The 22,067-nt window shown below is 65.1% G+C and carries 18 protein-coding genes; 12 read left to right on the top strand and 6 right to left on the bottom strand.

Translation table 11 applies throughout. The annotated features are described in order from the left end of the window. The first annotated feature begins 602 nt into the window (after positions 1-602). The 4 genes from PI87_RS23710 (at position 603) to PI87_RS23695 (ending at position 2,978) form a co-directional block, all read left to right on the top strand. On the top strand, positions 603-1,010 hold the full coding sequence (locus tag PI87_RS23710) for a hypothetical protein (RefSeq protein WP_039600185.1): 408 nt from the start codon (positions 603-605) through the stop codon (positions 1,008-1,010). After that, a complete protein-coding gene (locus PI87_RS23705) occupies positions 1,007-1,438 on the top strand; it encodes a hypothetical protein (protein WP_039600184.1) in 432 nt (143 codons plus the stop codon). Before PI87_RS23710 ends, PI87_RS23705 begins: the two co-directional genes overlap by 4 nt. An 88-nt stretch (positions 1,439-1,526) precedes the next feature. Continuing rightward, complete coding sequence (locus PI87_RS23700; protein ID WP_442965513.1) at positions 1,527-2,396, top strand: helix-turn-helix transcriptional regulator; 870 nt, start codon at positions 1,527-1,529, stop codon at positions 2,394-2,396. 141 nt (positions 2,397-2,537) lie between these two features. After that, positions 2,538-2,978: a universal stress protein gene (locus tag PI87_RS23695; protein ID WP_039600182.1), complete on the top strand. Its 441-nt coding sequence runs from the start codon at positions 2,538-2,540 to the stop codon at positions 2,976-2,978. A 29-nt stretch (positions 2,979-3,007) separates the two neighbouring features. On the opposite strand, the gene PI87_RS23690 is transcribed toward PI87_RS23695, so the two are convergent. From PI87_RS23690 to PI87_RS23680, 3 genes are all read right to left on the bottom strand, one after another. Next, positions 3,008-3,553: a Spy/CpxP family protein refolding chaperone gene (locus PI87_RS23690; protein ID WP_039600181.1), complete on the bottom strand. Its 546-nt coding sequence runs from the start codon at positions 3,551-3,553 to the stop codon at positions 3,008-3,010. A gap of 144 nt (positions 3,554-3,697) precedes the next feature. Continuing rightward, entirely contained in the window at positions 3,698-4,357 is a 660-nt protein-coding gene (locus PI87_RS23685) for a response regulator (protein ID WP_039600180.1), read from the bottom strand. A 2-nt stretch (positions 4,358-4,359) separates the two neighbouring features. Next, complete coding sequence (locus PI87_RS23680; protein ID WP_052321708.1) at positions 4,360-5,907, bottom strand: ATP-binding protein; 1,548 nt, start codon at positions 5,905-5,907, stop codon at positions 4,360-4,362. 320 nt (positions 5,908-6,227) lie between these two features. Between PI87_RS23680 and PI87_RS23675 the strand changes: the two genes are divergently transcribed. The 3 genes from PI87_RS23675 (at position 6,228) to PI87_RS23665 (ending at position 8,699) form a co-directional block, all read left to right on the top strand. Continuing rightward, positions 6,228-6,992: an AraC family transcriptional regulator gene (locus PI87_RS23675; RefSeq protein WP_052321716.1), complete on the top strand. Its 765-nt coding sequence runs from the start codon at positions 6,228-6,230 to the stop codon at positions 6,990-6,992. Between the two features lie 94 nt (positions 6,993-7,086). Beyond that, positions 7,087-8,004 (top strand): DMT family transporter, encoded by a 918-nt coding sequence (locus PI87_RS23670; protein WP_039600179.1) that lies wholly within the window; start codon positions 7,087-7,089, stop codon positions 8,002-8,004. A gap of 2 nt (positions 8,005-8,006) precedes the next feature. Further along, positions 8,007-8,699 (top strand): B3/B4 domain-containing protein, encoded by a 693-nt coding sequence (locus PI87_RS23665; protein WP_039600178.1) that lies wholly within the window; start codon positions 8,007-8,009, stop codon positions 8,697-8,699. Here the strand turns inward: PI87_RS23665 and PI87_RS23660 are convergent. Together PI87_RS23660 and PI87_RS23655 are read right to left on the bottom strand one after the other, a co-directional pair. Then, positions 8,696-10,273: a TerC family protein gene (locus PI87_RS23660; RefSeq protein ID WP_039600177.1), complete on the bottom strand. Its 1,578-nt coding sequence runs from the start codon at positions 10,271-10,273 to the stop codon at positions 8,696-8,698. The genes PI87_RS23665 and PI87_RS23660 overlap by 4 nt on opposite strands. A 109-nt stretch (positions 10,274-10,382) precedes the next feature. Further along, positions 10,383-11,759: a cytochrome-c peroxidase gene (locus PI87_RS23655; RefSeq protein ID WP_039600176.1), complete on the bottom strand. Its 1,377-nt coding sequence runs from the start codon at positions 11,757-11,759 to the stop codon at positions 10,383-10,385. Positions 11,760-12,034: 275 nt separating this feature from the next. On the opposite strand from PI87_RS23655, the gene acpA reads away from it, so the two are divergent. Further along, entirely contained in the window at positions 12,035-14,191 is a 2,157-nt protein-coding gene (gene acpA, locus PI87_RS23650) for an acid phosphatase (RefSeq protein ID WP_039600175.1), read from the top strand. 55 nt (positions 14,192-14,246) lie between these two features. Here the strand turns inward: acpA and PI87_RS23645 are convergent, their stop codons facing one another. Continuing rightward, entirely contained in the window at positions 14,247-14,495 is a 249-nt protein-coding gene (locus PI87_RS23645; RefSeq protein WP_039600174.1) for a dodecin, read from the bottom strand. Positions 14,496-15,112: 617 nt separating this feature from the next. Here PI87_RS23645 and PI87_RS23640 point away from each other — a divergent pair. The 4 genes from PI87_RS23640 to PI87_RS23625 all read left to right on the top strand — a co-directional run bounded on the left by PI87_RS23640 (position 15,113) and on the right by PI87_RS23625 (position 21,819). After that, complete coding sequence (locus PI87_RS23640) at positions 15,113-15,382, top strand: hypothetical protein (protein ID WP_039600173.1); 270 nt, start codon at positions 15,113-15,115, stop codon at positions 15,380-15,382. Positions 15,383-15,571: 189 nt separating this feature from the next. Continuing rightward, positions 15,572-16,873 (top strand): MFS transporter, encoded by a 1,302-nt coding sequence (locus tag PI87_RS23635; RefSeq protein ID WP_039600206.1) that lies wholly within the window; start codon positions 15,572-15,574, stop codon positions 16,871-16,873. 259 nt (positions 16,874-17,132) lie between these two features. Beyond that, positions 17,133-19,100 (top strand): ATP-binding protein, encoded by a 1,968-nt coding sequence (locus PI87_RS23630; protein WP_084210075.1) that lies wholly within the window; start codon positions 17,133-17,135, stop codon positions 19,098-19,100. Positions 19,101-19,368: 268 nt separating this feature from the next. After that, positions 19,369-21,819, top strand: a complete 2,451-nt coding sequence (locus PI87_RS23625) for a penicillin acylase family protein (protein WP_039600172.1) — start codon at positions 19,369-19,371, stop codon at positions 21,817-21,819. The last annotated feature ends 248 nt before the right edge of the window (positions 21,820-22,067 follow it).

Below are 22,067 nucleotides of genomic sequence, written 5' to 3'. Positions count from 1 at the left end.
CGATAACCTCGGCGCCAGCAAGGCAACGGCCCGCACCTCGGTACGACGCCCAAAGAAAAACCCGCGCTCAGTTGACGAGGCGCGGGTTGAAATCTCTGGACCGTGTCGATCTGTTCCAGAGAGGAGAACCGACCCACGAAGCGACGGGCACATAGCTGCCCCGGCATCGCTTCCATGCTTTGAATAATAGTGTCCCACCCAAAAAAACAAAGTGCGAAAAAGGCAGGGTATTCCATCCCTTTTTATAATCCGCCCCATTTTTCGTACCGCTTCTTTTTGGCACTGCACGAACCCCTTTGCTGCTTGTCCCGCCTGCGCGCGCTGGCGATCCGCCATGCATCGCACGATGATGCCGATCGTGCATATAAATCGCCCCGGCATATAGGTTGGTCGGAACACGCGCGTGAATGTTCCGTATCGGGTTCAACATCCGCCGATTATGTCGATTGCATGAATCATTTTGCGCAGGGTGAATCACGTTCAGGAGAACGATGGGGCAGTTTGCCGCGTCAAGTTTCGACACGAAGTGCCGTTACACTCCAGAGATCCCGCCTGCCCGCGTTGCTTTACAGGCGCATTCTGACCCCCGTGCTTTGACCGTCATGCCGTCCCTTTCCCCCACGTCTCGATCGTCGTCCTCGTCGCATGGCTTGCGACGCTCCACACGATTGCTGATTGCCGTAGCCGCACTTGCCGCGCTGGTAGCGTTGCCGCGCGCGCATGCTTCAACGCAGCCGAGCACACCGCTCACAGCAGCAGCCAGCGCACCGGCAGCTACCGAACCGCCCGCACCGGTTTCCGCAGCGGCTGCCAAGAGTGGCAAGGAAGGCAAAGCCCCCACCTGCCAAGCCATCATGCAGCGCCTGTCGGGCAGCCTGGCCGGCACGCCCAGCCGCGCCGACAAGCCCGGTGCCGTGATGGTCGATTTTGAAAAATCCGGCGTGACCATGGCCTGCAGCCATTCCGACGCCGTCGCCATTCCGGTGCCGGGCAACGCCAAGCCACGATGACACGCTCCGCAATCGCACGCGGTGTGCTTGCTGGCATGCTGGCCGGACTGGCCATGACCGCCTCCAACGCGATCGCTGCCGAGCGCTGGATCACGCTGCCCGATCAACCGGACAGCTACGCCTCGCTCGATGCCGGCAGCATCCAGCGCATGCCCAGCGGCCCGATCAGTGTATGGGTGCGCGTGGAGGCGTCCAACCGTGCGGGCATGCGTTCATTGCAGCGCATGTTCGGTGCGTTCCGCGGTGACATGGCCGACTTCCTCTACACCGTCGACTGCCGCAGCCGGCAGTTCTCGGTCTCGCGCGCCAAGCTGTACCAGGGCGCCATGACCGTCAGCGAGAAGCAGTTCGCCAACGATGCCAACTGGCAGCGCGTGGATGGTGTGGGCCTGGCCGGGGCGGTGGCGCACGAACTCTGCTCGGGCTAGGGGCTACGCCCGCCATCCCCGGCGGCACGATCGTTGGTAACATCGGCGCGTGCGCCCCACCCTCGACCCTTCTTCACCTGATCCACGTGTGACCGCAGACGCCAGCGTCTTCGGCACGCTTGCACGTGGGTCGCGCGCGTCGCTGGAGCGCGTGGCCAATCTGGGCGACGGCGTAACCGCCGCCATCTGGTGCAACGAGCATGACGAAGCCCGCTACGTGCAGCCGGGCCACCACACGCTGTCGGTGTATCTGCAAGGCGGTTACACCACGCACCGGCAGGACTTGCCGAACCTGTTCGGCGCACCGGGCCGTGTGTGCATGCTGCCGGCCGAGCACGAATCGGCCTGGGTGATCGACCAGCCAATGCGCTTCGTCCATCTGTACTTCGCACCCGATGCGTTGGCCGGACACGCGGTGCGTTTGCTCGACGCCGAGCCACGCCTCTTTACGCTGCACGACCGCACCTTCATTGAAGACGCACACCTCGCGCAATCGTGCGCGCGCATCGCCCTGCTCGACTGGACCGACCTGGACGACCGCATGCGCGCCAACGCGCTGGCCAATGACACGCTGTCGTATCTCGTGCAGACGCAGGGCCGCACACGCGCGCTGGCGGTGCGCGGCGGGCTGGCACCGCACGTGTGCCGCCGCATTGCCTCACGCATTGAAGCCGAGCTGCACTTGCTGCTGTCAATCGGGGAGCTGGCGGCCGAAGCCAACCTGTCGGAATTCCATTTCGCGCGGATGTTTCGCGCATCGTTTGGGGTGGCGCCGCACGAGTGGGTACTGCAGCGACGCATCGCCCGCGCGCAAGACCTGCTGCGCTCGACCATCCTGCCGCTGGCAACGATTGCCGAGCGCTGCGGCTTTGCCAGCCCGAGCCATTTCAGCCGACGCTTTGCCGCTCAACTCGGGGCCTCGCCCTCACGCTACCGGCAGGCTTGGCAAGGCAACTAAGCGCGCCACCTCCTGCATCAAAAAAACGAACGACCGTATTTCAGCATCGGCTGAAAAGCTGTGCTGGGCCTAGCGTTTTCCACGATGGAGGTGCTCTTTGCGTTGCAGTAATTTGGAAGTGGGTTCCCCATGGAGAGCACCATGTTTACCCATATCCTCTTGCCGACCGACGGCTCCGAGCAATGCCGCAAGGCAGTCGACGGCGCATTGAAGCTTGCGCGCGCCACCGGCTGCCGCCTCACCGCTTACACGTGCATTGAAGAATTCCCCAACATGGCGTATTCCGCCGGGGTGGGCGAGTGTCCGCACGCGTACTACATGGAGCAGGTGAACGGCTACGCCAAGGATTGCATCGATCGCATTGCCGAGCGCGCCCAGGAAGAAGGCATCCAGTTCGACAGCGATGTCTCGCAGTTTGCCGAGCCCTACCTTGGCATCCTGGATGCAGCGAAACGGCACGCGTGCGACGTCATCTTCATGGCATCGCACGGGCACCGCAGCTTGATGGGCCGATTGCTGATCGGCAATGAAACGCGCAAGGTGCTGACCTACGCGAGTGTTCCAGTGGTGGTCTACCGTTAGCGGCGGCAGACCCACACTGGCAAGTCCGATTACATTGCCGCCAGTTCCTGCGCGGGCCCGTCCTCGCCCTGCTCGAGTTCGGCCACGCGCCGGGCTTCGCGATCGGTGATCTGCTTGCGCTGCTCAGGCGTCAGCACCTGCATGATCTTGGCGCCGGCTTGCGCACGCAGCTGGGCTTCGCGGGTGACGGCGCGGCCTAGCGCCTCGCTCAGCGTGCGGACGCGCGCTTCATCGTACTGGCCAGACATCACCATCTGACGCAGGTCACGACGTGCATGTGCGACGGCCTTGTGCTGTTCGCGCTCCTGCGGCATCTGCGCGTACTTGATCGCGAAGATCTTGTCGCGCTGCTCTTCAGTCAACTTCAGGCCACGCAGGAAGAACTCACCACCGTGGTGGCGACCCATGCCATGCGGCCCCATCGGACCCGGCCCACGGCCCATCATCCCCGGACCATGCCCCGGCATCGGCGACATGGGTGCAGCGCCGGGCGCGGCCGTCTGGGCCATCGCAGCGCAAGACAAAAGAAGCCCGGCAGCAACGGCAACCAGGCGGCGGGAAGTGACAGCGATCATGATGAGGCTCCTGATGAGAACGTCGGCCGGACACGCCAGCCATGCGTTCACTGTAGCCATCGATGTCGCACCAAAGGTGGGCAAACGGAGGAGTTTTCTTGAACCTCTGCCGGGGCAGAAACGGCTCCACTGCAGGCTCGGCGCCTACGCGTCGAGACGATAGCCCACGCCGTAGACCGAGTGGATCATGTCGGTGCCCGGGCTCAGCAGCTCCATCTTGCGGCGTAGGTTCTTGACGTGCGTATCGACCGTGCGGTCCGTCACGATGCGATGGTCGTCGTAGATCTGCTCAAGCAGATTCGCGCGTGAGAGGATGCGCCCCGGCGCGCCGGCCAATGCCGCCAGCAAGCGGAACTCCACCGGCGTGAGATCCAGGCGCTGGCCTCGCAGCGTGGCGGAGTACGCAGAGCCGTCGATCACGAGCGCGCTCTCGGGCAAGCCGCCGCTGCGCTGCGCGCGCCGCAGAATGGTCTTGATGCGCGCCACCAGTTCGCGCGGGCTGAAAGGCTTGCAGAGGTAGTCGTCCGCGCCGAGTTCGAGGCCGAGCAGGCGGTCGATCTCTTCCACGCGCGCCGTCACCATGACGATGGGGACTTCGCTGAAGGTCCGCACTTCGCGACAGATTTCCAGGCCGTCTTTTCCGGGCAGCATCAGGTCGAGCACCACCAGCTCGGGCATGACTTCGCGAATGCGCTGCACGGCGTGCGTACCTTCGGCCAGCCATTCGGTTTCGTAGTGGGCGGCGCGCAGGTAGTCGATCGTCAGTGCGGCCAGTTTGGGTTCGTCTTCAATGATCAGAATCATGGTCAATCATGCGCGGTAGGCGGATCAAGCAGATCAAGAATGGGGAGGCGGATGAGGATCCAGAGTCCGCCCAGCGGCGAGGGTCGGGCCTCAATGGTGCCACCGTGTGCGGCAACAATGGTTTGACACAGGCTCAGGCCAAGGCCGGCCCCACCCTGTGCACGGCTGCGTGAAGGGTCGGCACGGAAGAGCCGGTCGAAGATGCGCGGCAGCATCGCCTCGGGCACGCCCGGCGCACTGTCCTGTACGTCGATCTGCTGCCACGCACCGTCTTGGTGGACATGCACGCGCAGCGTCCCGCCGGCATCGGTGTAGCGCAGCGTGTTCTCCAGCAGGTTCTGCATGACTTGGCGCAGGCGCTGTGGGTCACCGTTCACCAGCGTCTCTTGTGAAGGCCCGCTTGGCAGATCGAGTTGCAGCGCGATGCCCTTTTCCATCAGGCGCGGCGTGAAGCCCTGCACGGCGCTGCACACGCTATCGGCCAAGTCGAGCGTTTCCATGTGGAAGGCCAGCGCGCCCACATCGGCCAGCGACAGCTCGTACAAATCGTCGATGAGCTTGCTGAGCGTCGCCACCTCTGCCTGCAGCGAGGCCAGCGAAGCGGCGGTCAGCGGGCGCACACCGTCTTCCAACGCCTCCAGTTCGCCACGCAGCACGGCCAGCGGTGTGCGCAACTCGTGCGAGATGTCGGCGGTGAGCTGGCGGCGCATTTTTTGGTTGGCTTCCAGCGATGTGGCCAAGTGGTTGAAGTCGGCTGCCAGCCCGCCAAGTTCATCGCGCGAATGGACGTCGACACGCGCGGCGTAGTCGCCGTCGGCCATGCGGCGGGTGGCATCCGTCAAGCGGCGCATCGGCGCGAGCAGCGCGCGCGCGAGCAAGACCGCCACCAATGCGGCCAACAGCACTGACAACGCGGCGATGATCCACGTGGCACGCAACTGCTGCCCCAGGAAGGCCTGGTCGGCACCTTCGGGCACGCGCATGCGCGCCGGCATGGCCAGCCAGCCGATGGTCAGATCGTTGTGGCGGAGTTCATGCCATTTCGCGGTGGGCCCCAGCGGCGGCCCATCGCCGATGATGACGTGGCGTTCGGCATCCAGCAGCCAGATCGGCGAGCGAGGCATCGGCGGCGGCATCTCGCCGGGCGGATGCGGCGGCAGGCTACCCGCATGTGGCACATTCGGCGCAGGATCGGGCGGCATGCCACGCCCCATGTCGGGCGGCAGCGGATCAAAGTGGCGGCCGGGCGGCGGATCAAAATGCTCGCCCCCCATGCCATTGGCGCGGGCACGCGCGCCTTCGCGGCGCAGCAGGCGGAACCACGCCTGGCGATCGTTGCGCAGGAATTCCCAGTTGCCGTGCTCGGTGTAAGCCGCTTCAACGCCGCGGGCGAGCACGGTCATGCGCTCGGCTTCGCGCGTGTTGACGTAATCGAGAAAATTGGCGTCGAAGCGCCAGCGCACGGCCGCACCCATGGCAAGCGCCACGACGATGCTCAACGCGAACAGCACAACGAACAGCTTGGAGGTAATGCCGAAAGACGGGCGCATGGATCAATGCAAACACGCTGTCGCCCGCACCAGCGGGGACGATTCCCGCAAGGCCGGACGCCAGCTCTGCGTCATCTTACCGGGTGACCCCGGGCGGGATGTCTTGAGGATAACAACCGCGCCGCGTCAGAAATTGAACGAAATGCGAAGAACACGTTCCACCGCGTTTCGATATGGCGCCGCGCGCACGTACCAGCGCTAGCCGCCTCGCCCCATCCCACCGCACAAAGCGCGCTATGCTGCTGCATTCGCCCTCCACCCAGGAGACCGCCTTGCCCAGCCGGCCGCCCCAGCCTGCGTTCTCGATGCTCCGCTGCGCCATGCGGGGTGTGGAGGCCGTTGCCGCCGACTCCAGCCACACGTTCCCGCGCCACACGCACGAGCAGTTCGGCATCGGCGTTGTCGACCGCGGTGCGCAGAAATCATTCAGCAGGCGCGGCATGGTGGAAGCCGGCGCGGGCGACGTCATCACGGTCAACCCCGCCGAGGTGCACGACGGCACCCCGATCGGCGATGCGGGCCGCGCCTGGCGCATGCTGTACTTCGACCCGTGCACGGTCAGTGAGCTTGCGCATGATCTGCAGATCGGCAAGGACAATGCCGAGTTCGACCGGCCCGTCGCGCACGATGCCAACCTGGCGCGCCGCGTGCGTCTGCTGTTCGCGCAGATGACGGCACCCGCCGCGCAATGCGATCCGCTGCTGCGCGAGCAATTGCTGCTCTCCGTGCTGGCCGATGCGCTGCACGCCGCCAACGCCCGCACGGACAATCCACCCGATGCCATCCGCATCGCCCGCACGCGCATCGACGATGACCCCGCCGCCGCAGTCTCGCTGCTCGACCTTGCACAAGAGACCGGTCTCAGCCGCTTCCAGGTGTTGCGCGGTTTTGCGCGCGTTACAGGCCTCACACCGCATGCCTATCAGTTACAGCGGCGCATTGCCCTTGCGCGCCGCCTGATCACCCAGGGCCTGCCGCTGGCGGAGGCCGCTGCCGCCTGCGGTTTTGCCGATCAGAGCCACATGACCCGCCAGTTCGTGCGCAAGTACGGTGTGTCGCCGGGCATGGTGGCAGCGGCGCGGTAGCGGCAACCGGCGGCCCCTCCCCCCTGCAATTTCGTTCAAGACGCGCGCCTCGGGCACCGCCATCCTGCGGGCTTTCACAGACGCAGGGTTCGACATGTCCAAACGCCTCGAAGGTTGCCTCTACCTCGCGCTGGCGATGGTGTTGGTGGGCAGCACGGTTGCGGCCAGCAAGATCATCGCCGCCGGGCTGCCGCCGTTCACCGCTACGGCGTTGCGCTTTGCGATCGCGCTGCCTCTGTTTCTCGTTGCCATGCGCGTGACGGGTGCGCGCTGGCCGGTGCTCTCGCGCAAAGACTGGGGCCTGCTGTTCCTGCAGGCGGCGGCCGGCAGTGTGGGTTACACCACGCTCCTGATCTCTGGGCTTCGGCATACATCGGCGGCAGACGCTGGCGTCATCATCGGCACGTTGCCGGTGGTGTCGGCACTCATCGCCATCGTGGTGCTGGGCGAGCGCCCCGGGCGCGCGGTACTGGGCGCGATCGCGCTGGCGACGGCGGGCGTGCTGGCCATTGCATTCCAACCGGGCAGTGATGCAGCGCATCCGCTACTGGGCAACGTGCTGGTGATGGGTGCCGTGGTCTGCGAAGGGCTGTTCATCCTGCTCAATAAGCGGCTGCACACGCCGGTGCCGCCACTGGCGCTGTCGACGCTGATGAGCCTGTTCGGCTTGTTGACAGCCGTGCTGCCGGCGCTGTGGGAAGCGCCCTGGCAACTGCATGCCGGAGCCGAGGCTACGCACGCGCTGGCCGCTGTTGCCTACTACGCCGTCGTGCCCACCGTCGCCGGCTTCGTACTCTGGTACGCGGGTGCGGCACGTGTGAGCGGCGCGGAGGCCTCGCTCTTCACGGCCCTTGCCCCCGTGGCCGCGGTGGTGTTTGCCGCCACATTGCTCGGTGAGGCGGTCAGCGGCCGGCAGATCGTCGGTATCGCGTGTGTACTGGCGGCGGTGTTGAGCCTCGGCCTGGCGCGCTCGTCCGCACCGGCGTCTTCCATGCCCAAGGAGTCCACCTGACCATGCACTTCACCCATGCCATCCAAATCTGGCGCGACTTTCCTGAACTCGTGCCCGGTGTGCTGTCGGTCAAGGGGGTCCGACCGGATGCCCGCTTCGATGCGGAGATCGCCCGCCTGCAGGCAGTCGCTCGTACTCGGTTGGCGAGCACGCCCGAAGGCGAGTTGCCGGAAATCCAGGCGTGGCGCCGTGCGTTCACGCGCATGGGCTTGAAACCCACGCAGTATCGCTGCGCAGCCGAGTCGCTACTACGACGTTTCAGGAAGGACGACGCGCTGCCACAACTGCATCCGCTCATCGACGTGTGCAACGCAGCTTCACTGGCATTTGCGATTCCGGTGGCGGTGTTGGACACAACCGCCATCGAATGGCCTTTGACGGTCCGCCGCGCCGCCGGCAATGAGCGCTACGTCACCTTCGCGGGCGAAATCGAGCAACCCGATGTGGACGAAGTGATTTTTGCAGATGCTGCCAACCACGCGCACGCGCGCCGCTGGTGTCACCGTCAGAGCGGCGATTCTGCCGTGCATGCACGCACAGCGGACGCGTTGATCGTGGTGGAAGGCATGCACGCGAGTGCGGCTGCCGATGTGCGTACGTTGCTGGGAACACTGTCGGCAGCGCTGACGGCCGCCGGGATGGTGGTCTCGGCGCCGCGCCTGCTGAGTGCGGCGGCGCCGGAATACGTGGCTTAGGCTTCGGCGTCGGGCGCCGTCACTTCTTCCATGCGCTCGATGCGCACGCGCACGATGCGGCGGCTGCCGGCTTCAAGCACGACGAAGCGCAAATCGTGGCGCACCAGCGTGTCACCCACTTCAGGCAGACGATCCCACTGGTTGAACAGGTAGCCGCCCAGGCTCGTGGCGCCACCGCCCTCGTCGAGCAGCCAGTCGACGTGCAGCACGTCTTCGAGCTGGCGCAGGTCGGCCTCGCCGGCCACATCCCAGGCCCCGTCGTCGAGCGGCAGCACATCGGAGCGCTCATCTTCGTCGGGAAACTCGCCGGCAATGGCTTCGAGCACGTCGATGGGCGTCACCACCCCCTGCACCACATCCAGCGGGTCCGTTACCACCAGCATGCGTCCGCGCGCGCGCTTGAGCTGATCCATCAGGCGCAGGATGCCGAGGTTGTCGGACACCTTCAGCGCAGGTTTGATCGAGCGTTCCACATCGATGGCGCCGCGCGTGTCGAGGTCGCCCATCAGGTCTTTCGCGCGCGCCACTCCCACCAGATCATCCAGCCCGCCACGGCACACCGGAAACTGGTTATGCGGCACGGCCAGTAGCAGCTTGCGTGTCACTGCCGCATCGGCATGCAGATCCACCCAGGAGATTTCATGGCGCGGCGTCATGATCGACCGGATTGAGCGCTCGGCCAGATCTAGCACGCCACTGACCATGCTGCGCTCTTCCGGGCGGAACACAGTCTCGGGCGCGGGCTGGTTGGCATGCGGCGCAGCTTCGTGGGCTTCGGCATCGGCTGGAGCGCCGCGGCGGTCACCCAACAGGCTCAGCACGGCATCGGCCGTGCGCTCGCGCAGCGGGCGGCGGCGCTCGTAGCGCACGGTGTTGCGCTGGGCCACCTGGTTGAAGAATTCGATCAGGATCGAGAAGCCGATGGCCGCGTACAGATAGCCCTTCGGAATGTGGAAGCCCAGCCCTTCCGCCACCAGACTGAAACCGATCATCAGCAGGAAGCTCAGGCACAGCACCACCACGGTGCGGTGCGCATTGACGAAGGCGGTGAGCGGGCGCGAAGCGAACAGCATGGCGGCCATGGCGATCACCACGGCAGTCATCATCACCGGCAGGTCATTGACCATGCCCACGGCGGTGATGACGGAGTCGATGGAGAACACGGCATCCAGAATCACCACCTGCGCGATCACGTTCCAGAACTTACCGTGACCGGTGCCGTGGCTTTCGTCCTGCGGCTCACCGTCCAGGCGCTCGTGCAGCTCAGAGGTGGCCTTGAACAATAGGAAGAACCCGCCCAGCAGCAGGATGATCGAGCGCCCCGACAGATCCACCGGCCCGATCGTCAGCAGCGGCTTGGTCAGCCCGATCAGCCACGACATGGCCGCCAGCAACACCATCCGCATCCCCAGCGCCAGGCCAAGGCCGATCATCCGGGCGCGGTCGCGCTGCGCGGGTGGCAGCTTGTTGACAAGGATGGCGATGAAAACGAGGTTGTCGATGCCGAGAACGATCTCGAGCACCACCAGGGTGAACAGGCCGATCCAGATGGACGGGTCAGCAAGCCAGGTCATAGGGAAAAGTCAGTGACAGCGCAAATGCAATCCGCTGATGATAACCGCAGCGCACGCATGGCCTGCGCTGCGGCAGAGAACGCAACAAACGGGCCGACCGCCCATGCGTTCAACGCTGGGCCACGCGGGCGGCCTGCTTTGACGCCTGCACGGGCCGATAGCCGTCAGTCAGCGTCTTGAGGAAGACAACGATGTCGCGCACGTCGGCCTCGGAGAGCACTGGCTTGTCGCCGGGCTTGCCGCCAAAGGGCGGCTCCATGTTGACGTTGGCGCGGTACTGCGGCGGCAGATCGTCGAACTTGTCGACAGTGCCGTCGGCCTTGCGCGGATACCACTTCTGCGGCTGCGTATCGCGCTGGGCGTAGAAGCGCACGGCATCTTCCAGCGAGTGGATGGCGCCATTGTGGAAGAACGTCTTGCGCAGCGCCACGTTGCGCAGCGACGGCGTGCGGAAGCGGCCGCAGTAGTCGGCGCGGTCTTTCAGGTCCGTCCGGTCCGGGCCGCACAGGCCAAGATCAAAGAACGCCGGATCGGCATTGGCCGCCAGCGCGCGGTTGCGCGGCACACCCACGGCAATGTGGCCGAAATCGGTAAAGGCCGGGAAGGCGCCGTCCTGCTTGATCACGCTCACGTGACACACCGCGCAGTTGCCCTTGGCCGGATCGGCAAACACCTGCAGGCCATGCATCTCCTGCGGCGACAGCTTGACCTGCTTGCGCAGGAACGCGTCGTACTTGCTGTCGTACGGATAGAACTCCGACGGCGTCTGCTGGAAGACCTCCAGCACCATCAACGCTGCGCGGAACGCGGTGTCCTCATTGTCGAGAATGTCATTGCCGAACACTTGGCGGAACGTCTGCGCATGACGGCCGTTGCGCAGCTTGGCCACCACGGCGGCCGGCGTGCCGTTTGCCATCTCGTGCGCGGAAAGCAGCGGAATGCGGGCCTGATCGTGCGTGGACGAGACGCGGCCATCCCAGGTGTAGCCACCGGTCGGGCCTTGGTCTTCCGAATCGTTGCCGTCGCTCTCGTAGAAGTGCTCGGTGAATGCCGGCACATTCTGGATGTAGCGCAGCGAGGGTGCGGCACGCACACCGGTCTTGTTCATATCCGTGCCGCCCAGTTGTACCGACAGATCATTCGGCGGGCCATAGGCGTTCGTCGGGCTATGGCAGCTTGCGCAGGCCTGTTTGCCCGAAGCCGACAGTGCCGGATCAAAGAACAGCGCCTTGCCCAGTGCCGTCATCGCGGGCACCGAGGGGCGGCGCGTCGCCATCATCGTGTAGAAGGCCTTCTCGTAGGCCGGCGCAGCCGGGGCGGAGGCCGCAACTGGCTTGGCTGCCGGCGCAGAAGCTGATGGAGCCAAGGCGGTAGTCGCCGCCTGCGCCGCTGAAGGTTCGCTGCGTCCGCAAGCGGCCAGCCCGGCAAGCGCGCATGCCGTGATGGCGATCACGCGAAGAGTGGCAACAGGCAGAAGGCGACGCATTGGCGACAAGGCGGAGTATTGGGAGCCTTGCAACTTAGCACGGCGCCCATGACACTTTGATGTCGTCAAACGTGTGTCACGTCAGCCCTTGGAGAGCCCTCATGGTGGCAATTGTCTTCAAACGTTCGGTGGTGCCCCTGCTCATCCTGATAGTGGTTATCACGGTCAATTGGACCGAGACTCGCTTCAGGCCAACGTTTTCATCATCAACTTGTCACACAGGAAGACCAGACTCCGGCTCGCTTTCGTCCCCCACACAACAATCCAGGGAAATCATGAGCCGAGCATTCCGTCTTCTGCCGCTGACCGCGCTGGTCGCGGCGAGCATGTCCGCCTGCGGCGGCAGCGACTCGAGCAACAGCACCGCCTCCACGCAATCCACTTCGGGCGTGGTGACCGGCAGCTACTTCGAGCACGCCAAGGTCTGTATTGACGCCAATAACAACGGCAAGTGCGATTCGGGTGAAACCAGCACCTACACCGATGCCAACGGCGCCTACACGCTGGCCGGTTCGGGTGCCGTCACGGTTGAAGTCGGCACTGACGCCTTCCGCAATGACCCGGCTACGGGTGCTCACAATGCCATCACGCAACCGCTGGTGTTCCGCGCACCGGCCGGCGCCGCAGGCGTGATCAGCGCCATCTCGACGGAACTGGCTGCTCTGATGGACAGCAACGGCGGCGACATCAACGCTGCCAAGACGGCTCTGGCCGCACGCCTGGGCGTGACGATCGACAAGCTGCTGGAAGACCACAACAAGGAAAGCGACGCCAACATCAAGGCTACGCTGCAGGCTGAGATCGACCAGGCCATCGCCCTGATCGCCGATGCCGTCGCCAGCGGCGGCGACGTCAACAAGGGCATCCGCGACGGCGTTGCCAAGCGTATGGCGCTGAACAACAACGTGCAGACCATCGTCGTGATCTACGCGGAAAACCGCGGCTTCGACAACCTGTACGGCCTGTTCCCGGGCGCCAACGGTATCCCGGGTGTGAACCAGACCTCGACGGGCACCGCCGTTGCACAGAAGGACTTCGACGGCTCCGTGCTGCCGACGCTGCCGCCGACCTGGGGTGGTGTGACCGCTGCCGGCCAGACCGTGCAGGTCACGCAGGCGCAGTCCGCCAACATGGCGAACCAGATGTTCCAGATCGATGCCACGTCGGGCTTCGGCAGCTCGGGCATTGTTGTGGGTCAGAACGTCATCACGCGTGACCTCTGGCACCGCTTCTATCAGAACCAGATGCAAATCAACGGTGGCAAGAACGACAAGTTCGCCGCCTTTGCCGACGCGGGCGGCCTGTCGATGGGTTACTACGACGGCAGCAAGATGGCCATGTGGAACATCGCCAAGCAATACACGCTGGCCGACAACTTCTTCATGGGCGCCTTCGGCGGTTCGTTCCTGAACCACCAGTACCTGATCTGCGCGTGCGCACCGGTCTACCCGAACGCCGCCACCTCGGTGGCCAAGGGCAGCATCGCTGCGGTCAATACCGATGCAAACGGCTCGCCGACGCTGGTGCCGAGCGCAAGCTCCGTCATGGCAGGTGCACCGACGTCGTATGCCGGCGGCACGAAGGATGGCGCCCTGACCCCGGTCGACGCCAACGGCAACTCGTACGCTGTCAACACGATGCAGCCGCCGTACCAGCCGTCGGGCAACAACGCAGCGGCCAGCGGCAACGCAGCCTATGCAGACCCGACCAAGGCTTCGACCCTGCCGGCACAATCGCAGCAGACCAACATCGGTGACCTGCTGACAGCCAAGGGGGTGAACTGGGCCTGGTACGCCGGCGCCTGGAATGCAGCGCTGGCCGACGCCCCGAACGCCACGCGCAACGTGATTTACGGCGGCACGATCCAGTTCCAGCCGCACCACCAGCCGTTCAACTACTTCACCCGCTTCGACCCGGCCACCACCAACGGTACCGCCGAGCGCGCAGCTCACCTGAAGGACTACGACGCGGCCTTCCTGCAAGACGCTGCCGCAGGCAAGCTGCCGGCCGTGACGTTCTACAAGCCGCAGGGCAACCTGAACCAGCACGCCGGCTACGCCAACGTGGCTGACGGTGACGCCCACATCGCCAACGTGATCGCCCAACTGCAGAAGAGCCCGCAGTGGAAAAACATGGTGATCGTCGTGACGTATGACGAAAACGGCGGCTTCTACGACCACGCCACGGTGCCGAAGGCTGACCGCTGGGGCCCGGGCACGCGTATCCCGGCGATCATCGTCTCGCCGTTCGCCAAGAAGGGCTTCATTGACCACACCCAGTACGACACGGCTTCGGTGCTGCGTTTGATCACGCACCGCTTTGCCCTGCCGACGCTGCCGGGCCTGAAGCAACGCGACGACGGCCTGGTGGCCAACGGCAACAAGCCGATGGGCGACCTGACCAACGCGCTGGACTTCTCGCAGTCGCAATAACGCTGCAGCGTGGTCCTAATGAGAAAGGCAGCCTCCGGGCTGCCTTTTTCTTTGCCTACTTGCCTTTCTTCTTGCTGGCGGGCTTCTCGCTCACCAGGCTCTCCAGCCGCATCCCCACCTTGATCGTCACCTGCCAGTGGGCAATCTTGCCGTCCACGAGGTGGCCGCGCGTCTCAAGCACTTCAAACCAGTCCAGGTACTTCAGCGTCTCGCCTGCCCGGGCGACGGCGTTGCGAATGGCCGCATCGCTCGACTCCGGCGAAGACCCCACCAGTTCGATCATCTTGTAGGTATGGGAACCCATATCGCCTCCATGTTGGTTTAGGGTCTGTGGACATATAAACGTGCGCACGCAAGGCACGGATGGGTCGCAGGGCTAGGCGCGGACGGCGCCGCTTAGCCAGCTAAGCAAGCTGGCCGTAACGACGCCATGCGGCCCATCTGTGCCTTGCCCTCCGGGTTGGCCCGAGCGGGGCCATCTGCTTTGTCGGAGCGCCTTGCAAAGGGAATGACCCTTTGCGGCGGCGTCCTTCGCGCATCTGGCCCCGCTCGGGCCAACGTGCGCACGTTTATATGCCCACAGACCCTAGTGTCGTGCAGAAGGTCTCCCGCAGACTGCACGCTGAACGCGCTCACGACAGAGCGTGCGCCACGTCACTTACCAGAATGGCTGCTGCGGCCCCACTCTGCCAGCCCATTTTTTGGTGGACGTGCTGAATGCCTGGCGGTTAATTGCGTTCACAAATTTGACAAAGCTTGTCACGCCGACCGACGCAGCGCGTCAAACCCAACCGAGGCACCCGCTTGAACTGTCATATTGCGCGGGTACCCTGCGCGGCTTTTGCATGACATCACGGCGTTCCACCGTTGGCACAGAACGTGCCTTAGGTAGATCACCCGTGTCCCCCTAGAGGAGGCGCCATGCGCCACCCCGCCCAACAAGCTATCGCCTCGCACCCGCATCCCCGCACGTCTGCATCGTCGGGCACGTCGTCTGATACTTCGCGCCTGCTGGCCGAAACCGTTGCCTTCCATATCGAACGCGGCGGCCGCCGCATCGAGGCCACCTACTCGGCCCGCAACGGCATCGTCACGGTCAAACATCAGGGCAAATCCCTGTCCACCTATTCGCCGCAGGGCGACTTCAAGGCTGTTGCGCGTCAACTGCTCAGCGTCATGCTGACCATCTGAGCACGCGGTTCAGCCAAACGGCCTTCAGCTTGCGGGCGCTGGTCATGGTGAAAGTTCCTGTAATGGTTTGCCGTCCATTTTTCCAAGCCGGCGCTCGCACGGGCGGCCGCTGGCGGTCGGCATCCGTTACGATGACGGGCATTCCGTTCATCACTTTTGCAGATTGCCGGCTTGCCGGCAGCATTCACTGTGTCTGGCGACGCCGGTCTTTCCTCGTCTTCCGCGCCTGCTCATCCAGCGACCGCACTGTCGCACGCGCCCTTCTCCTACCCCGCCTTCCGGCTGTTCTGGTTCACCAGGCTATCCACCACCTTCGCCTACCAGATGTTTGGCGTGGCGGTCGGCTGGCAGATCTACGACCTCACGCGCAGCGCCTATGTGCTCGGGTTGGTTGGGCTTGCCCAGTTCCTGCCTTCGGTGCTGCTGGTGCTGGCCTCGGGCCATATCGCCGATCGCTACGACCGCCGCCGCGTAGTGCGCGCGTGCCAGGCCATCGAGGCGCTGGTGGCGGTGACGCTGTCCATCATGGCGTTCAACGGGCACGCCGGCGTGCAGCCGATCTTCCTGTGCGTGGTGGTGATAGGCGCAATGCGTGCGTTCGAGACGCCGACACTGCAGGCGCTGCTGCCATCGCTGGTGCCGCCGCCGGCGTTGCCGCGCGCGGTGGCGCTGTCCAGTTCGGCCGGGCAGACCGGCGTCATCCTGGGGCCAGCGCTGGGCGGGTTTCTGTATGTGGCCGGCGCGCCGGTGGTGTATGCCACGGCGGCCGGGCTCTTTCTGCTTGCACACCTACTGCTAGTCTTCGTACGCATGGAGCGCGTGGTACCGGTCAGCACGCCGGTGAGCCTGCAATCGCTGTTCGCGGGCATCGCCTTCATCAAAGGGCGGCCGGTAGTGCTGGGCGCCATTTCGCTCGACCTGTTTGCCGTGCTGCTGGGCGGCGCAACTGCGCTGCTGCCAATCTACGCGCGCGACATCCTCGGCACGCAGGCGTGGGGGCTGGGGCTGCTGCGTTCTGCGCCGGCAGTGGGCGCGCTCGGGATGGCGCTCTTCCTCGCGCATCGGCCGCTGGAGCAGCGCGTGGGCAAGATCATGTTCACTGCCGTGGCGGTCTTTGGGCTGGCAACGCTGGTGTTCGGGGTGTCGCGCTGGCTGCCGCTATCGATGCTGGCGCTGGTGGTGCTGGGCGCGTCAGACATGATCAGCGTGGTGATCCGGACCTCGCTGGTGCAGCTCGATACGCCCGATGCGATGCGCGGGCGCGTGAGTGCGGTCAACTCAGTCTTTGTGGGCGCGTCCAACCAATTGGGCGAGTTCGAGTCGGGCATGTTGGCCGGTCTGCTGGGGCCGGTGGCCTCGGTGGTGGTGGGCGCGCTCGGCACGCTGCTGGTGGTGGCGATCTGGATGCGCCTGTTTCCCGACCTCACGAATCGGGACCGCCTGCGCGACCCGCATCCGCCGCATCCAACACCCCCCTCGTCAGGGGGGTAAGGCTGCACATCCGCGCCGCTATTGGCCCGGGCAGGGATCTGGCGCCAAATCGGCCGCCCTCTGGCAGGCATGTCAGCGAAACCCCGATGGCATCGGCGGCGGCGAGTTCATATGCTGAGTCACCTTTGGCTGCTCTGTTCTGCCGCGCCGGATCGTGAAGTTCATCCTGCATCCTCCTTCTCGCACTCCACTGGACGCGCGCCCTGCCCGCGCCGGGCGCCCTGCACGCCCGACGCCCCCACCCGCGCCGGCTGAGCGTATGCCCGACCCCGGGCCATTCAGCGGCAGCGGGCTGAACGTCTCGCCGGCTATCCGCCCATCCGCCTGGCTGGTGGCGATCGGGGCGGCTGTGGTCGGTACGTTCGGGCGGCTGATGCTGGAATCGGCCGTGGGCATCCGCCTGCCGTTCTATCTGGCGTTTCCGGTGGTGACGATTGCCGCCTGGTACGGCGGTTTCTGGCCGGGCATTGCCGCCATTGCCACGTATGCCCTGCTGTTTGCTGGACTGGTCGAACTGCAAGCGGTGCCGCCCGCCAACCTCACGCCGGTGCAGCTCAGCGTGTTCGCGGCGGGCGCGCTGTTGATCTGCCTGCTGTGCGAACAGTTGCGCCGCGCCCGCGCCGGTGCGGAACGCCGCGCCCGGGCGGAAACACTGCAACGCGTATCGCAACAGCGCCTGCTGGCGGCGCTGCAGGCCTCGCCCATCTCGGTCTATGACGTCGACAACACGATGCACTTCACCTGGGTGCACAACCCCGTGTTCGGCTTGCAGCCTGAGCAGTTGATGGGGCGCACCGTGCGCGAAGTGTTCGGCCGCCGTGCCGCTGCACGCCTGACGGAAGCGGGCCAACGCGTGATTGCCACCGGCACGCCCACGCGGGTGGAATTCGCCTTCCGCCGCCGGCATACGCAGCGTGTGGTCTACGACGTGGTGGTCATGCCCCTGCGCGACGAGGCCGGCGAAATCGTCGGCCTGACCAACGCCGTCATCGACATCAGCGAGCGCCGCCAGGCCGAAGCACGCCGTGCACAGTTGCTCGAAGCCGAATCGCGTGCACGCGAAGAAGCCGAACGCGCCAGCCGCCTGAAAGACGACTTCCTGGCCACCGTCAGCCACGAACTGCGCACGCCGCTCAATGCCGTGCTGGGCTGGGCGCAGTTGCTGAACATGCGCGCCTACGACGAGGCCATGTTCAAGCGCGGCATGGCGGCCATCGAGCGCAGCGCCCGTACGCAGGTCCACCTGATCGACGACCTGCTCGACATGTCGGCCATCCTCTCCGGCAAAGTGCCGCTGGAGGTCGGGCCGGTGGATTTGGCCGACGTGATGGAGCGCGCCAAGGAAACCATTGAGCCGATGGCGCGCCAGAAGCAGATCAGCATCGACACCGAATACCTGCCCGTACCGCTGCTGCAAGGTGATGCGGGCCGCCTGAAACAGGTGTTCTGGAACCTGCTGGCCAACGCCGTCAAGTTCACGCCCGAGGGTGGACACGTCCGGTTGTCGGTACACCCGGCGCCGGAAGGCGTGGTGGCTACGGTGCGTGATACCGGCATCGGCATTGAGCCGGCATTCCTGCCGCATATCTTCGATCGCTTCCAGCAGGCGGATCTGTCCAACACGCGGCGGCACGGTGGCCTCGGCCTGGGGCTGTCGATCGCCAAGCAACTGGTCGAACTGCACCACGGGCGCATTACCGCGGCCAGCAGCGGAGTCAATCACGGCACCATGATGGCTGTCACGCTGCCGCTGCACGCCACGCAACCGGATGAGCAGGCGGGCCGCGTGCCCGGTTTCGTGTCGGGCACGTCGGCCCCCGCGCTGGATGGCATGCGCGTGCTGGCCGTGGACGACAACCCGGAATCGCTCGGCGTGATTGCGCTGATGCTCGAGCGCTACGGCGCTGAAGTCGTCACCGTATCCAACGGGCCAGCCGCACTCGAGGCGCTGGAGCAAGCCACCGCGGATTACCCCTTCGATGCGCTGGTCAGTGATCTCGCCATGCCCGGCATGGATGGCATGCAGCTTGTGCGTGCCGTGCGCGCGAGTGGCATGGTCGACCTGCCTGCCATCGCCGTCACGGCTTTTGCCGACCCGATCCGGTTGAAGGCGGCCAAGGAGGCCGGTTACCAATCCGTCATCACCAAGCCGATCTTCCCCGGTGAGCTGGGCCACGTGCTGGCCGCCAACGTGCGTCGCAAGATGGGCCCAGAAACACTGGCCTGATCCGCATGCAGCCATGCCTTGACGGAATGGTTGACCGAACAAAAGTCATTGGCGCGCGTGTGCGCGCATCCGCATACTGGGCGTCTGTGCCGGTCGGTGGGCATCTCTCCCCTAGCAGTTCCCAGCATCCTGCTCTACCGATCGGCCAGCTTGCCCTTCCCATCAGCCGCGCTCGCGGCTGTCTGTCGTACCCATAAGAACGCCTGAATCCTGCACCCCACCTCGGGCTGCATTGGCATTCCGGGCTCAGAGAGGAGACTGCATCGCCATGCCCATCCGTTCACTTTCCGTTGTGCTGTCTGCCATTGCGCTCGGCATTTCTGCGCAGGCCATTGCCAAAGACGCGCCCAAGGCTGCCACGCAGACAATCACCGTGCCCGGCCTGTCCAAACCCGCCGACATCCTGATCGACCGCTGGGGCGTACCGCACATCTACGCCAAAAGCGAAGACGACGGCTTCTTTGCGCAAGGCTTCAATGCCGCGCGCGACCGCCTGTTCCAGATCGACCTCTGGCGCCGCCGCGGCCTGGGGCAACTCTCGGAAGTATTCGGCCCCGCCTACGTGGAACAGGATCGCGCCACGCGGCTGTTCCTGTATCGCGGTGACATGCAGGTCGAGTGGAACCACTACAGCCCCGATGCGCAGCGCATCGCCACGCGCTTTGTTGCCGGTATCAATGCGTATGTCGATTGGCTGGTCAAGCACCCGGAGCAGATGCCGTTCGAGTTCCGCAAGCTGAACTACACGCCCGCACACTGGGCGCCGGAAGACGTGGTGCGCATCCGCAGCCACGGCCTCACGCGCAACCTGCAATCAGAAGTGGCGCGCGCCAACGTGGCCTGCAAGGCCAGCCTGGCAGACGACACCATCCGCTTTGGCCTGCAGCCCGACTGGCAAACCCAGTTGCCCGAGGGCCTTGACCCATGCCTGCCGAAGGATCTGCTCAAGGTCTTCACGCTCGCCACGCAAGGCGTGAAACTCACGCCGGAATCGCTGAAGGGCGTGGACATCGACAGCACGCCTACCGTGTCTGCAGCTGCCGCCACCAACCTCGAAGAGACGATGGAGGGCAGCAACAACTGGGTGATCGCGCCGGGCAAGTCCACCACCGGCCGCGCCGTGATGGCCAATGACCCGCACCGCGCGTACTCGGCGCCGAGCCTGCGCTATATCGCCCACATCAGCACGCCCACGCTCGACGTCATCGGCGCGGGTGAGCCCTCGCTGCCTGCTGTGTCGATCGGCCACAACGGCCACGTCGCCTTCGGCCTGACCATCTTCAACATCGATCAGGAAGACCTCTACGTTTACGAGCTGAACCCGGCCAACAACACCGAATACCGCTACAAGGGCGGCTGGGAGCCCTTCACCGTACTGCACGAAACCGTGAAGGTGCGCGGTGGTGCGGGCGACGCAACCTCCCGCCCCGTCGACCTGACTTTCACGCGCCACGGCCCCGTCATCTATATCGATGCGGAGAAGCACCGCGCGTATGCGGTGCGCTCGGCGTGGCTGTCGCCGGGCATGTCGCCATATTTCGGTTCAGTCGGCTACATGCGCGCGCGCACGTTCGCGCAGTTCAAGCAATCGATGCTGAACTGGGGCGCGCCCACCGAGAACCAGGTCTATGCCGATACCAAGGGCAACATCGGCTGGGTGCCCGGCGGCCTCGCCCCCGTCCGCCCGAACTGGGACGGCCTGCTGCCCGTGCCGGGTGACGGCCGCTACGAGTGGGCCGGTTTCTGGCGCGGCGATCAACTGCCCAGTACCTACAACCCGAAGTCGGGCTACTTCACTTCGTCCAACGAGATGAACCTGCCGGCGGACTACCCATACCGCGAGCGCAAGCTCGGCTTCGAGTGGACCAACGGCTCACGTCACGCACGCATTGACGAAGTGCTTGCCAAGCTCGACAAGGTGTCGATCGAAGACTCCATGCGTCTGCAGAACGACATGGTGTCGATCCCGGCGCGCCGGCTGATGGCGCTGCTGGCGCCGCTGTCTTCCAGCGATGCAGACACGCAAGCCGCGCTCAACCTCTTCAAGGGCTGGAACGCGACCATGCTGGCGGATTCCCCACAGGCTGCGCTGCACGAGGTCTGGTTCACGCATCACCTGGGCCGTGCGTTCAAGAGCGCGGTGCTCTCCAAGGCCGGCGCCGATGCGATGGGCGCGCCCGATACCGCCGTCATGCTCGACACACTGGAGCACCCGCAAGGCAGCGAACGCAAGTTCGGCGAAGACCCGCAGCAGGCCGCCGCCAAACGTGACGCCGTGCTGCTCGCGAGCCTGAAAGACGCATGGGCCGACATGATGAAGCGCCAGGGTCCGAACCCGCAGGCGTGGAACTGGGGCGAACTGCACCACAACCTGAACGCCCATCCGTTTGCGGCCATCGTCGATGAAGCTACGCGTGGCAAGCTCAACGTCGGCCCGACACCGGAAGGCGGCAGCCCGTACACGCCCAATCAATCGACGTACCGCGCGAGCGATTTCCTGCAGACCAACGGCCCGTCGTTCCGCACGGTGGTGGATGTCGGCAACTGGGACAACTCCCGCGCCGTCAACCTGCCCGGCCAGTCCGGCAACCCCGACAGCCCGCACTACCGCGACCTCGCACCGCTGTGGCTCAAGGGCGAATACTTCCCGCTGCTGTATTCGCGCAAGGCAGTGGAAGCCGCGACGGAGTCGCGCGTGCATCTAGTGCCCGCGAAGTAAGTCGCACGCTCAAAAAGAAACGCCACCGCAAACAACACGGTGGCGTTTTTCTTTGGCACATCAGGCACGCTCCGGCACCAACACATGCACTCAGACGGTTTGGCCGTACCCTGCCCTATGCGGCGCCTTGAATTTTTGTGAGCGGGCGGAAAAAAGGCGGGGAACTGTTTGAGCGAAGCGAGTTTTCCCCGCCTCCGCCCGGTCACGGAAATTCAAGGAGTCTTTCGCCGCATCGGGCGCGCCTTTCT

Source organism: Ralstonia sp. A12 (assembly GCF_000801955.1).
Lineage (GTDB): Bacteria > Pseudomonadota > Gammaproteobacteria > Burkholderiales > Burkholderiaceae > Ralstonia.
Note: the sequence above shows the minus strand (reverse complement) of the source record. Positions and strands in the feature narration are given on the sequence as shown.

Coding starts and splice junctions, on each gene's coding strand:
- PI87_RS23625 (WP_039600172.1), top strand. CDS start 19,369: ATGCCCATCCGTTCACTTTCCGTTGTGCTGTCTGCCATTGCGCTCGGC.
- PI87_RS23665 (WP_039600178.1), top strand. CDS start 8,007: ATGCACTTCACCCATGCCATCCAAATCTGGCGCGACTTTCCTGAACTC.
- PI87_RS23710 (WP_039600185.1), top strand. CDS start 603: ATGCCGTCCCTTTCCCCCACGTCTCGATCGTCGTCCTCGTCGCATGGC.
- PI87_RS23685 (WP_039600180.1), bottom strand. CDS start 4,357: ATGATTCTGATCATTGAAGACGAACCCAAACTGGCCGCACTGACGATC.
- PI87_RS23675 (WP_052321716.1), top strand. CDS start 6,228: ATGCGGGGTGTGGAGGCCGTTGCCGCCGACTCCAGCCACACGTTCCCG.
- PI87_RS23640 (WP_039600173.1), top strand. CDS start 15,113: ATGCGCCACCCCGCCCAACAAGCTATCGCCTCGCACCCGCATCCCCGC.
- PI87_RS23645 (WP_039600174.1), bottom strand. CDS start 14,495: ATGGGTTCCCATACCTACAAGATGATCGAACTGGTGGGGTCTTCGCCG.
- PI87_RS23660 (WP_039600177.1), bottom strand. CDS start 10,273: ATGACCTGGCTTGCTGACCCGTCCATCTGGATCGGCCTGTTCACCCTG.
- PI87_RS23630 (WP_084210075.1), top strand. CDS start 17,133: ATGCCCGACCCCGGGCCATTCAGCGGCAGCGGGCTGAACGTCTCGCCG.
- PI87_RS23705 (WP_039600184.1), top strand. CDS start 1,007: ATGACACGCTCCGCAATCGCACGCGGTGTGCTTGCTGGCATGCTGGCC.
- PI87_RS23680 (WP_052321708.1), bottom strand. CDS start 5,907: ATGCGCCCGTCTTTCGGCATTACCTCCAAGCTGTTCGTTGTGCTGTTC.
- acpA (WP_039600175.1), top strand. CDS start 12,035: ATGAGCCGAGCATTCCGTCTTCTGCCGCTGACCGCGCTGGTCGCGGCG.
- PI87_RS23690 (WP_039600181.1), bottom strand. CDS start 3,553: ATGATCGCTGTCACTTCCCGCCGCCTGGTTGCCGTTGCTGCCGGGCTT.
- PI87_RS23695 (WP_039600182.1), top strand. CDS start 2,538: ATGTTTACCCATATCCTCTTGCCGACCGACGGCTCCGAGCAATGCCGC.
- PI87_RS23655 (WP_039600176.1), bottom strand. CDS start 11,759: ATGCGTCGCCTTCTGCCTGTTGCCACTCTTCGCGTGATCGCCATCACG.
- PI87_RS23670 (WP_039600179.1), top strand. CDS start 7,087: ATGTCCAAACGCCTCGAAGGTTGCCTCTACCTCGCGCTGGCGATGGTG.